Here is a 12,887-nt window from a genome sequence, read left to right as displayed (position 1 = left end):
GTAAGCCTTTTGCTGTCCTTTTTTTTACATGATTTCGCGAGAAATTTATACATTTTTTGCAACCTTATTTGGATTCATACCGTGTCATTTTTATCCGATATTGCTTAGGCGTATCACCCGTATATTCTTTAAATAATTTGCAAAAATAACCTTCATTCACAATTCCTACTTCCTCGCACAATTCCAATAAAGAATAATCCTGAACATTTAATAGCTCGAGAGCTAAGTGAATTTTTTTGCGGTTGATGTAGCTGATAACGCCCTCGTTCATTGTTTTTTTGAATAAGCTGCTAAAATACGATGGAGCTAAATTCACTTCCTCGGCAATAGCCTCCAGCGTTAATCTCTGTTTCAGGTTTTTCTCTATAAACCGCATAGCACTCATGATTTCTATACGATGTAAAAGTTGGCCAGCGTGTACATATTCTAAGGTGAAGTCGCCAATATAAGCAAGCTGCTCCCGAAATGTCATGAATTTTATGGGAAACTCTGATGCATCCGTGGTCAACGAGTTCCCCGATTTAAATTTCGCAGTAATGTCTCTGTACAAGCCTTGAAGCATAGGTGCCATGATGGACTTATGAATTTTATAATCCGTCACAAATTGGTTTAAAGCAGAGAGTTCTTTCTCCAGCGCTTCCTTGGAAACTTTTCTTTGTATCCATGTGAGAAAATCAGCCAGTTTCAGCTGAAAGTCCTCCTTTTTGTCATTACGGTAATGGAACCGATGCATGGGTGTTTTGACTACTTTCTCTTCATGATAATAGAAATCCTCACTCACGTTATTAGCTTCCATGTAAGCTTGTTTGATGGATTCCCAACCTCGGTGTGGACCACCAAAAGCTACGGATACCCTTTGATTCAAATATTGATGTAAGTGGGTGACGATCTGACTACCCAAAGAATGGCAAGCATATTCCGTGTCCATATCGCTACGATTATTTTCCCAGGAAAGAAAGCCAATAAAACGATTATCGGATAGATCCGCAGCTACACCTCTGCCACCATTCACCACAGTTTCTTCGATTATATTCGTAATCGCATATTTCAAGATGTTTTGATCAGACGCTGAATAATCGTTTCGGAAGCTTTCATACAGATTCATTTCAACAATGAAGCAGCAGTAGTTCGCTTCAAAGAAATGGAATTGCATGCGATTGGCAAAATCCGATGCCCGATGAGAAGGAATTTCGCCTCTGATAAGCTCGTTAAAAAATTGCTTGCGGACTCTATATTTATTTTCAAGCACGGATACGTTTAACGATTGAAATTCCGCTTCTTTTTTCTTAGCCTCATTTAAAATCCCGGCTGCCTTATCTAAAGCGCGATCTAAATCCTTTTCCCTGAGCGGAACCTTAACAATGTACTCCAATACGTTGGCTTGAATAGCTCTCTGGGCGTATTCAAAGGATGAATAGGCGGTCAAAAGAATGTATTGGGTATGGGGAAGCTTTGGTTTTAGCTGCTCAATCATGGAAATTCCATCCATTCGCGGCATAACGATATCAGATATCACGATATCCGGCTTAAGCTTCTCTATCTCCTCTATCCCCTTCAGTCCATTATTCGCTTTTCCCACTAAACGAAATCGCTTATCCCTATGGGAGAGCTCGTTAAAAAACAATTCCAATCTCTGAATGATTAGATCTTCATCGTCAACAATGAAGCAGGTATAGTCTCTCACCATCATGCATCTCCTTTAAGCGAGCCTGCTGGGAATAAGGCTTGAACACGGGTTATTTCCTTAGGTATGCTTATGATTTGGAGCCCGAACTGTTCTCCGTAGTGAAGTCTTATTCGGTCATGAATATTATTTAACCCGATTCTTTTCCTTTTCACTTCCACATCACTCGGTTCTGAAATCAAAATATGCTTTATTTTATCAGTAGGAATTCCCTCGCCTTGATCAACTACTTCTATGATGACGATGCCGCCCTCTCTGTACGCATGAATAGTAATAGGACCTTCGATCCCCCCTCCGTTATAACCATGGAAGATACTATTCTCCACAAGGGGCTGCAGCAGCATTCGAAAAACTGGGAAATCTATTAAATTTGCTTCGATATTTTCAATCAAGTGGAAGTTCCTGTTGTAGCGGATGTTCTGGATCAAGATATAGTCCGATACATTTTGCAATTCCTGCCGTAGTGAAACCTTCTCAGCAGCATCAGCTATCCCATATTCCAATATTGAAATGAGAGACTCGATCACCACATCTACTTTCTCTATTTGTCCGAGTCGTATGACATTGCTGATAGAACCAAGCGTGTTATACAGAAAATGAGGGTTTATTTGAGACTGAAGCACTTGGATTTCCAGCTTCCGCTCAAGTTCATTATGTAGCTCTGCTCCCCGTATCAGTTCCACAATTTGCTGCAGCATACGATCGAATGCTCGGGAGAGATCTCCAAACTCATCGTTTCGGTTAATCGACATTGTAGTTGTGAGGAGGCCTTGCTCCACCCGCTTCATTTTTGTTTTGAGCGCATAGAGAGGGGTCCTTATATATTTGGCGATAAAAAAGGAAATGAACAGACTTAAGAGGAGCCCTGCAGCTAGAAGTCCGATATAATAGGTTTCCAGTCTGGACAAAGCAGCTTTCAAGCGTGATTCATCGTTGATCGAGATGAGGGTCCAGTTGAATTTCTCAGTCGGTTTTTTCAGAAGGGAGACCGGAATGCCATCCTTGGTATGTAGTTGAAGGCTTGTTTCTGTTGTATTCAGAATTTGTTCCGCTGATGTTTCACCGATTGAAAAAGTATGATCTTGAATATTCATGGGTCCTTTATTTTCCGAAAATCCGGCAATGATTTTTCCCGATGCGGTGATTAGAGCCAAATCCATTTGTTCTTTTTTATTAATCTTGAACAAGGTTTCTTCAATGGCATTTAGATCCAAATCTACCGCAATGGCCATAGGAAACGGAGCACTGTTCAGATATCGAACCATCGTAACTGTCCAGCCGGAATATTTAGATTTGTAAGGATCACTGACAAATGTAGTCCTTCTGTTCTTGTCAGCCGCATCAAACAAAGGTTCTCTCTCAGCTAAAGGTTCATCGAATATTCGGGTAGGTGTACTCCCGCCTAGAATGGATAAATCGCTTTTGATCAAATAAATATTACTGACGTAATTACTGTTGAGTTCATACAGCTCTCTTAATTGCTTTTTAATCACTTCTGTATTGTCAATGTTGGCTTTCACCGATGTTTCGACCGAGAACAGGATCGTCTGGAAGGAGGAAAAATTAACTGTGAAATACTGATCTACCTTGTCTAGTATTTGGTTAGTGTAATAAATGTCAGTTTTTCTTATTTCCTTTTGGACATAGTGATAAGACAATTGACTTATCAAGATTATGCAGCTTAATACAAATGCAAACACAATAAAAAATAATTTTATAGGCAAGCTGATTCTTCTTCGCATCTATCATCTTCCTTTTAAATCTGTATTAAACAAATAATAGCATATGATAAGAAGAAACGCCTTCGGCGTCCTTTTTAAGGACGATAAGCGTTTCTTCGAAAAATAGAAGGAGAAAGTATAAAGTAAAACTTATACTTTCTTATATTTAAATAAAGAGAGGGGCTATTTATAGCCTCTCTCTTTATTTAAAAGATAAGAATTTATATGCTTCGCGCATAAATGTTCCTTATCTTTCTCGCTGAAACGGTACCGTCCTTTAAAAGGACGGCGAAGCCGTTTCTACTTGATTTACTTAATTAAGCCCGCTTCTTTAAATTGCTTGATTACTGTGTCCTTATATTTCTGCATGTCAAACTTGGTATCCAACGTATTGAGGAAATTCTCCCAGTTAGAAAGAGGATCTTTTCCGGTCATAAATTTGACCAAACTTTCATTAATGAAACGTTGGCGGTCAGCTGCCAATGTATCGTTCGGGTCTTCAGTCAATAAATTCCCGGGCAAAGTAGGCGCCACGTATTTCTGATTGTTCTCAAAAGCTTCTGCCGTCTTAGGATTCTGGAAGCTGAAGTACTCAGCATCATCACCACGACGCGGCATTCTATAATGGTCAACCCATAGGTACTTTTCTTTCATTTCCTTTGATAATTCAGAGGTTTTATTCTTGATCTTGCCGTCCACTATATCCCAATGAATTCCTTTAATTCCGTATGCAAAATTCGGATATGCTTCTTTGTCCGTAAAGAGATAATTCAGCATGGACAAGATCCGAATGATTTTGTCCTTATCCGCTTTCTTGGATATGGCCCATGAATTGCCTTGGAACGATTTTCTCTCTACAATTTGATCACCATAAGGACCTATCATTGGAGGAATGACGATCCATTCCGGTACCTCTCCACTGATTTCTTTCATTTTCTGCTGATAATCCGGTTCCAGCCTGCGTGCATCTCTTATCATGAAGCCAACTTTACCCTTAAATAACTTTTGGTCCAACAAATCGGGAGTATTCATCGTCACCCAGTCTGGATCTACAACTTTGGCTTCCATCATTTTATTGATATAAGTGAGCGCCTCTTTCATTTTTGGGTCGGTATACAGGAACACCGGTTCATTGTCTTTCACATCAATGGCTGATGGAGGATTGACGCCAAACATCCACATCAAACTATCGAAGCCGTAGGTTTGCAGATTGCCCTCTTTATTCATGCCGCCTATGAATCCGTAAGTATCGTTTTTGCCATTACCGTCCGGGTCTTCCTCTGTAAAGGCTTTCATAACTTCGAATAACTCGTCAGGTGTCGTTGGCACTTCCATATTCAGCTTTTTCAGCCAATCATTGCGAATGAAGAAGCTTCGACTGATACCATTTACATTATCATAACCTGGAACCCCAATGGTTTTTCCTTGATAGGACATCGCCTCCCAGGAGTCGTTGCTAAAACGTTTCTGTAATTCAGGAAATTGATCCAGATACGGTGTCAAATCCGCAAGAACGCCTTGGTCATAATATTGCGCGAGATCAGCCCGGCTTTTCAAGAAAATCAAATCTGGAATATCTCCTCCAGCAATGAGCGTATTTAATTTAGTCGTTGCTTGACCTGATTGAGGAATCATCATTTCCAAGTCGATATTTACTGCTTTCTCCAACATTTGGCGTTGGATATCTTCTTCACGGGGAGGAATCGGAGCAGCAGCATTGAAAGTGCCTTGGTTAAATATCGAAATTTTCAATTTTTTATCAAAGGGACTAGACTGGCCTTGTGAATTACCCGTAGCTGACGATGTAACCTCTTTTTTGTCCCCACATCCTGACAATACCGTTCCCACACCGACTATTGCTGTCAGAATAGCAAATGTAATCGCTTTACGTTGCATAATGACCTCTCCTTTGCTTCTATATTATCACGGTTTCCCCGTAACAACTCAGGTTGGAATAGCTTTTTAACCTTTAACCGATCCCAAGAGTACACCTTTGGTAAAATGCTTTTGCATAAATGGGTAAACGATCAAAATCGGAACTGTAGTCACGACAACTGCTGCCATTTGTATTGCGAACGTACTAACAGCTCCGGTATTGGCAAGCGAATCAGCACTTTGTGTTGCGACGTTAAGCAGGATGTTGCGCAAGATCACTTGAAGCGGCATTAAGTTGGAATCATTGATATAAACAATAGCATCGAAATAACTATTCCAATGCCCGACTGCGTAAAATAAGGAAATTGTGGAAAGGACGGGCAAGGACAGGGGTAAAATGATCCGCCATAACGACTGAAGCTCACTTGCACCGTCTACCCTCGCTGATTCCTCGATTTCAGCAGGCAATTGCTCGAAAAAGCCTTTAATGATCACCAGATTAAATGCACTAATGAGATTTGGGATAATCAATACCCACGGACTGTTTAGCAATCCCAGAGAGCGGATTAGTAAATAAGTTGGAATTAATCCTCCCCCAAACATCATGGTAAAGACAATGAATAGTAAAAATGGGCTTCGACCTGGCAAATATTTTTTGGATAACGGATATGCCGCTATTACCGTAAAGAACACATTTAGCGCAGTGCCTACAATCGTTCGAAACAAGGTAATTTTATACGCCTGCCCGATACCATGAGAAATGAATACTTCTTTATAGGCTAGAAAGGTAAAGGATTCTGGTATAATAACAATTCCTCTTCTTAACACTTCCGATTCTGGCGTCACTGAAACAGCAACCACATATAGAAAGGGTAATAAGCAAAGTAGAGCTAGCAAAATAAGAATAAAATAAACGACTGCTTGCCAGACTTTTTCCCCGACTGTCAAATTGATCATTTCGATAACCACCTCACCAAATTTGCCCATCGAATTTTTTGGCGAGCTTATTCGCTGCCAACACTAAAACAAATCCGATGACCGCTTTAAATAATCCCACGGCAGTAGCCAAGCCAATCTTAAGTCGCTCGAGCCCTTCACGGTATACCCATGTGTCGATAATGTCGATCTTCTCCTGATTAAAGCTGTTGGCAAACATGAATATTTGGTCAAAACCAGCATCCAGAATATGGCTTAATTTAAGGATCAGCATCAGAATCATCACGCCTCGAATGCCGGGAAGTGTTACATGCCATAGCTGTCTCCATTTGGAAGCGCCATCAATTTTAGCTGCTTCATATAAGCTTGGATCGATTCCTGCTAATGCTGCAAGGTACAATATCGCCCCCCATCCAATATCCTTCCATATTTCAGATAAGATGATCAGCAGTCTGCCCCAGGCAGGTTCCGTTAGGAATGAGATGGGTTCAACACCGTATTCCTTCAAAATCATGTTAAATAGACCATCCCCTGGGGCTAATAATGCCACCATCATTCCATAAACAATGACCCATGATAGAAAGTGGGGTAAATAAGTGATCGTTTGTACGATTTTCTTAAACCATTGGGTATAAACTTCATTGAGCAGCAAAGCAAGTATGATAGGAGCTGAGAAACCGAATAATAGCTTATACAGCGATATGACTATCGTATTTCTCATGATGTCCCAGAAATAAACGCCGTTCATAAAATCTGTAAAATTTCTAAATCCCACCCATGGGCTATCCCATAGTCCCAAAGCTAGGTTATAGTTTTTAAAAGCAATTATGATTCCCGCCATAGGAATGTATTTGAATACGGCAAAGTAAACTAATGCCGGGAACAAGAGAGCGTACATCACTTTATACTTTTTTATCGTTCTTATCCATGAAGTCCGCTTTTTGGTGAGGGGAATGGCGTCCGCTGCCAATTTCGTTTGCATTTCATCACCTCGTCTTTATTTATATTTGTATAATAGCATCCCCCTATTGGATAAATTTCTGTGATTTCAAGAATTTCTTATAAGATATTAAGTAAGCACAGCCTAGGATAATTGTAATGCAATAGGCATGAAAAATCGGACAGAGTGAGCGCAACCGTTTCTAGGTACTTTCACTTGTCCGTAAATTATTTTCAAATCCACTCTGTGAGATGTTCTAGATTTAGAATTGTCTTCCTCCAATTAACGTAGGCGTATGCATATGGACATATTGTTGGGGATTTTTGATCTTCATTTTTTAGCAACTATCCCGGCACTTATTGCTTTTCAGAATTTGTAAGTAATAAACATAACAAATAAGCCCTTCTTATGAGGGCTTTTTGTTTTTCTTAATCAAATATCAGGAGCCTTTGAATAATTATTGAGGTTGAAAATCTGAGAACCCTGAGATTATTACCCTCGCCCCCTTGCTGACGCTATCGACCTTCCATACACCATTCGTAAATACGAGAGTGATCGTACGATCCTCGGCATATTGATCTTCTCCTGTTAGACCATTTGCCAATATAACCGATTGCGAAAGCGTCGCTAAAGTCTTGTTAATGTATACTGGCGACGAGGCAGGCGTTTCATAGGTACTAGCTGTATTCAAGCCTTTATTTTGAACGATAGACTTAATTAATTTATCCGTAAAGTAAGGTTTAAAGTAGGAACTAATATTTTTAATTGAAGAGACATCGGCTGCTTGATTTAATTTATCGGAAAGTAGTTTTAACCGTGGATCCATAATTTTATGCTTCACAGAGATTTGAACAGACGGTTGCTCCATGTTGACAACGAGTTCCTTACCGCCCAATGTCAGTGTCGCCTGCTTAGCCTGTTGGTTCCATAACACATTCGCACTTAGCGATTGACCAACAAAGCGTAGCGGAACATAGGTTGTTCCATTAATGATCTGCGTGGCAGTATCCAAATCAATATATTCCCGATGCGGCATATCTGGGTTTTCTGTAGTCGGCGGCGATACAATGATTACGCGTTTGAAATTTGCAGCAAGCCAGATGGTCGAGTCGCCATTTTTAATTTTTACTTCTTTCTCAGCTTGAAACCATTCCACACTCGCGCCTAAATTTTCTGAAACAACTCGTAACGGAATGAGAACTCGATTGTTGTTAATTTGGCCGTTGTTTATGATCGTAGGTTTAGATGTAGCCGCTGCAAAGCTAAGTACCGGTATTACTGGAAGCACAAGTTAAGCTGAGGCAAATAAGGAAATGGCCAGTTTTTTCTTCATATTAAAACCTCCTATAACAGATTCATCTTAATAATAGACGTTTTCCTCTCTTATTTTGTTTTAGTTGTACATCAACAAATTGCCGAAAGCTCTGAGCGCTTTATTTGACTTGAAAGATATAAGTAAATCCAATGCCGCTAGTTGAGAATCGCTGTCCGAGCCGGCGTTCGAGAATAACTACGTCCGATCAAAAGGTGACCTTCAAAAACAATAAACGCTAAAGACATGTTCCGCTTTTACCTATACCCGCCATAAATTATTTCAAAATATTGATACAAAGTGAGGAGTAATAGAATGAGTGTGAATCAACCTCCACATTATCGGGATGCTAACCTTCAACACCAATTATTCCAATAATCAGACCAGCTATTAGACATGGATTACGAGAAGCCCAATACCTTGGTTATCAACACACATTAACAGAAGCAGTTGCCATTGGATATTTGATGGGTAAAGGCAGCAATTATGATACTGTTTGGAAAACTGTTGAATCGTGGTGGAGACCGCCAGGAACTCCGATACCACAGATGTATTAGAATAAACTATATTGCTCGCTCAACTGCGTTCCCGCCTCTGTCGGTGAACAAAGATAGATCTACGTGTGATCCGAAATTAGAAATTACTTAATACACAAAAAGCCACATTGGAATTTCATCCAATGTGGCTGATTCTATTTATCGTACATTATACCCGCTACCAGTCTTAGTCCCTTATCGATGGCTGTTGCAACATCATCCGGAGTCACCATAGAACCAGTAGCCATTACAAGTATTCTTCCTATGAGCTGATGTATTTGGCCTCAGAAGAAGTCTTGCTTTTTTACACTCCAACTTCTCCGATCATTTGCTGTTCGATTTGTTTCATCTCATAAAAATAGCCTTTTTGCCCCATCAACTCCGAATAGGACCCCGATTCGACTACCCTGCCTTGGTCCATGACCAAAATCTGGTCCATCTCTTCTAATCCGGTAAGCCGATGACAAATCAGGAGAAGCGTATCATTAGCCGCCTGTGCGTAGAGATGCTTCAAAACGTGCTCTTCTGTCACATAATCCAACGATGACGTTGGTTCGTCCAGAAGCCATACCCGTCCTTTGCGGAGCATCACTCGCGCCAGAGCCAGCCGCTGCTTCTCGCCGTCCGACAGATTCTCCCCTTTTTCATACACCATACCGGTTAACGATGTATCGGGCAGCTGCATTTTAGCTAGCACATCCAGCAATTGTTCGTCAGCATAGTCTTCTCCATTCAGCAGCAGGTTGTCCCGGATCGTTCCCCGGAAGAAATGACTTTGCTGAAATACCACATTAGCCGTTTGCCAAATGCTAGTCTCATCCAGTTCCTTCACCGAAATGCCGTTTAATCGTATATCTCCAGCCGTTGGTGTTCGAAGCTTGAGCAGCAATTCGATAATCGTTGATTTTCCTGACCCACTCGGCCCGACAATTGCCGTTTTGGAGCCAGGTAAAATGTGCAGGGACATATCCCTGAGCGCGGGTCTCCACTCCCCTTCATATTGAAACGTAACATCGGATAGTTCCATCGTAACGGCGTGATTGATAGACAATGTGCCACTTGGCTGCGAAGACTGCTCATCAAAGGTCTGAACTGTTTCCGTCAGTCGTTTGGCTGCGTGTTCGCTATCCTCTTTATACGCGGGTAATGTGGCCATAGCCGTCGCTTCTTCAAATACGGTTTGTGATGCCATGACCAACATGGCAAGAAATACGCCTGCAAGCGCTCCTTCCATAATTAAATAGGCGCCGAGCGTCAGCACTCCCCAGGAAACGAGAAACGTAACAAAAGTGTGCATCGATTGCCCGCGCAGCAAGTGCCCGGCTGCTCGTTGCTGTTCAGTTGCCAATACAGCGGAAGCATGCTGAAGCTGCTCCTCCCGCTGTGCCAATTGACCGTATACTTTCAAATCCCGGAAACCGTACAACACTTCGGTAACTTCCGTGGACAGCTGCGCCCTCTGCTCACGAACGCGTCCATCTATTCTCCGCTGCCCGAGTAACACAATTCCCGGTACAACGAATGCCGTTATCAGCATACCTAGTACAAACAAAACGGCAATCCAGATCGAAAAGGTAGAAGTAAACAGCACCGTAGCCAAAAACACCATGACGACCATGATCGGAGGATAAGCGACTCGCAAAAAATAATTTTGCAAACTTTCCACATCCCCAACGATCCGCGCAAGCAGATCCCCGCTTCGATTTTTGTTCAATATACCAGGCGTTAAAGGAATAAGCTTGGCAAAAAAGGATGTACGTAAACGGCTAAGCATGGAGAATGTCGCTCGGTGAGAATACAAGCGTTCTCCATAACGACTCGCCGCCCGAAGCAGACCAAGCAGTTTAACCATCGAGGTGAGTACAATCAAAGTATAAAGCGGTGGCGCAAATACCGTTTGCGAAATTAGATACCCGCTCGCAGAAAAGAGTGCCACACCGGCTATGCCGGCGATAAATCCACCCAAAATCGAAAGTATGATATCCTTGCGCTCCTGAATCATCGCCTTTGACAGAACAGCCAGCTCATTCATGATGGTACCCCTCCTTTCCGCTCTACATCAACCATCTCGGCATACTGTGGCAGGCGCTCCAAAAGCTCGTCATGTCGTCCGGAGTCCACCAACACTCCATTGTCCATAAACAAAATCTTGTCGGCTTGTTGAATCGTATATAATCGGTGAGCCACCGTAATCATCGTAGCCGTTTTTGCCAGTTTGGCTATGGAGCGTTGCAGTACCCGCTCGGTGTGCAAATCCAGTCCAACTGTGGGTTCATCAAACAAAATGATGGCAGGACGCTTCAAAAAAGCGCGCGCTAAGGCAAGCCGTTGTTTTTCCCCACCAGACAGTCCCCTGCCTCCTTCACCAACAAAGGTATCAAATCCATGCTCCAATTGAGCTGTAAGCGCAGCGAGTCCTGCTTCCTCCCCTGCCCGCTCAATTTCTGCCCTAGAGATGCTCCCACGAGCACCAATCGCAATATTTTCAGAAAATGTGCCTGCAAAAATATACGGATGCTGTGTAATATAGCTAACATGCTCGAACCATTCGGTTTCATCGTATTGCGAGAGTGGACTTCCATTCACCAGAAGCGTTCCCGATTCTGGTTTCAGCAGACCGGCAATGAGATGGAGCAAAGTCGTTTTGCCGGAACCACTTTTACCTACAATCGCAATATGTTCTCCAGGATTAAACTGGATCTGACCCGTCTCAAGCTTGAATGAATCTGGAGCATATTGAAACTGAAGATGATTTATTTCCATGGATGGCGGTACTGAAAGATCATTAAAATTTGCAATTTCCAATTTGCTTACCCTGTGGCCCCTATCCATGCTGTCGATCTCGTCCCTGCTCTCCCCTGCCGGTTCTTCAAGCATCTGTTCCACCTTACGAATCGCACCCATACTTGTCCGGCCACTGTGAAAGGCCGTTCCCGTATTCTTTAACAGGTTGTAAAACTCGGGAACGAGCAACAAAACGAGAAAGGCGGTGTGGAACGTCATAGATTTGAAAACGAGCAACTGGATGGCCAGTTCGAGAGCGACAATGCCAATGCTTAGCATCACGATCGATTCCAGCATGAAGGTATTCGTAAACGCAATCTTCAAAATGCCCATCGTGGCATCACGGTAACTCAGGCTACTATGTTCAATTTTCTGTTGCTGACGGTGAGCCCGCCCAAATATTTTCAACGTCACCAGCCCTTGAAGAGAATCCAGAAACGTACCTGAAAACTCGGCCAGCTGCGCATATTTTTCTTCGGATTTGTTCTTCGTTTTCAGCCCTACCAAAATCATGAACAGTGGGATGAATGGGGCTGTAAATAATAGAATGAAACCTGTGTTGGCATGTTGGATAAATGTAACGACCAAAATCAGAATCGGGATGATAGCAGCTTCCATCATACGTGGCATGTACTGACTGAAATAACTATCAGCCTCATCCACAGCATCCAGAGCAATACTGACCTTCCCTCCCGTCTGTCCACGAAGGGTGGAAGGCATGGAAGCATGGGTCAAGTTTTGCAGCACGGCTGCGCGCATATTTGTTTTGGCAGTGGCAGCCATACGCAAGCCAATTTTACCGTTTCCATATGACAACAATGTGCGTATAGCCATAACAGCCAGAAGAATGCCGAGCAACAGGATAACCGATGAAAATGAAGCTCTCTCCACAAAGATCCGTTGGACTGCTTCGGCAAGCAGTCCAGCCTGACTCACAATAGCTGTACCAAGCGCGAGCGAAATGATCGCGAGGAGGGCCATATTATTTCTTTGTGAAGACATTTGTTGAGAAATCAGACTGGATTTCCTCGGCACAGATCACACCTCCTTTATATATAGGCTTGTAGAGAAACCTCAAACACGCCGTAATGGATCAATT

At 42.4% G+C, this 12,887-nt stretch carries 8 protein-coding genes; all 8 read right to left on the bottom strand.

Going from position 1 to position 12,887, the window contains the following annotated elements; all coding sequences use genetic code 11:
* Positions 1–64: 64 nt before the first annotated feature.
* The 8 genes from QNH28_RS15405 to cydD all read right to left on the bottom strand — a co-directional run bounded on the left by QNH28_RS15405 (position 65) and on the right by cydD (position 12,823).
* The gene (locus QNH28_RS15405; RefSeq protein ID WP_283907477.1) at positions 65–1,690 is read right to left on the bottom strand and encodes a response regulator transcription factor; all 1,626 of its coding nucleotides are present in this window, start codon (positions 1,688–1,690) and stop codon (positions 65–67) included.
* A complete protein-coding gene (locus QNH28_RS15400) occupies positions 1,687–3,426 on the bottom strand; it encodes a sensor histidine kinase (RefSeq protein WP_283907476.1) in 1,740 nt (579 codons plus the stop codon). The genes QNH28_RS15405 and QNH28_RS15400 overlap by 4 nt, the downstream gene beginning before the upstream one ends.
* A 288-nt stretch (positions 3,427–3,714) precedes the next feature.
* Positions 3,715–5,301, bottom strand: coding sequence for an extracellular solute-binding protein (locus QNH28_RS15395; RefSeq protein ID WP_283907475.1), 1,587 nt, complete (start codon positions 5,299–5,301; stop codon positions 3,715–3,717).
* A gap of 66 nt (positions 5,302–5,367) precedes the next feature.
* Positions 5,368–6,237, bottom strand: a complete 870-nt coding sequence (locus tag QNH28_RS15390; protein ID WP_283907474.1) for a carbohydrate ABC transporter permease — start codon at positions 6,235–6,237, stop codon at positions 5,368–5,370.
* A gap of 13 nt (positions 6,238–6,250) precedes the next feature.
* Positions 6,251–7,198: an ABC transporter permease gene (locus QNH28_RS15385; protein WP_283907473.1), complete on the bottom strand. Its 948-nt coding sequence runs from the start codon at positions 7,196–7,198 to the stop codon at positions 6,251–6,253.
* 415 nt (positions 7,199–7,613) lie between these two features.
* Entirely contained in the window at positions 7,614–8,444 is an 831-nt protein-coding gene (locus QNH28_RS15380) for a stalk domain-containing protein (RefSeq protein WP_283907472.1), read from the bottom strand.
* Positions 8,445–9,308: 864 nt separating this feature from the next.
* Positions 9,309–11,036: a thiol reductant ABC exporter subunit CydC gene (gene cydC / locus QNH28_RS15375; protein WP_283907471.1), complete on the bottom strand. Its 1,728-nt coding sequence runs from the start codon at positions 11,034–11,036 to the stop codon at positions 9,309–9,311.
* Entirely contained in the window at positions 11,033–12,823 is a 1,791-nt protein-coding gene (cydD, locus tag QNH28_RS15370; RefSeq protein WP_283907470.1) for a thiol reductant ABC exporter subunit CydD, read from the bottom strand. The genes cydC and cydD overlap by 4 nt, the downstream gene beginning before the upstream one ends.
* Between the last annotated feature and the right edge of the window lie 64 nt (positions 12,824–12,887).

Source organism: Paenibacillus sp. G2S3 (assembly GCF_030123105.1).
Lineage (GTDB): Bacteria > Bacillota > Bacilli > Paenibacillales > Paenibacillaceae > Paenibacillus_AQ.
Note: the sequence above shows the minus strand (reverse complement) of the source record. Positions and strands in the feature narration are given on the sequence as shown.

What these genes read in the sequence shown, in the direction of transcription:
- QNH28_RS15405 (WP_283907477.1), bottom strand. Translation starts at nt 1,690, where the DNA reads ATGATGGTGAGAGACTATACCTGCTTCATTGTTGACGATGAAGATCTA.
- QNH28_RS15400 (WP_283907476.1), bottom strand. Translation starts at nt 3,426, where the DNA reads ATGCGAAGAAGAATCAGCTTGCCTATAAAATTATTTTTTATTGTGTTT.
- QNH28_RS15395 (WP_283907475.1), bottom strand. Translation starts at nt 5,301, where the DNA reads ATGCAACGTAAAGCGATTACATTTGCTATTCTGACAGCAATAGTCGGT.
- QNH28_RS15390 (WP_283907474.1), bottom strand. Translation starts at nt 6,237, where the DNA reads ATGATCAATTTGACAGTCGGGGAAAAAGTCTGGCAAGCAGTCGTTTAT.
- QNH28_RS15385 (WP_283907473.1), bottom strand. Translation starts at nt 7,198, where the DNA reads ATGCAAACGAAATTGGCAGCGGACGCCATTCCCCTCACCAAAAAGCGG.
- cydC (WP_283907471.1), bottom strand. Translation starts at nt 11,036, where the DNA reads ATGAATGAGCTGGCTGTTCTGTCAAAGGCGATGATTCAGGAGCGCAAG.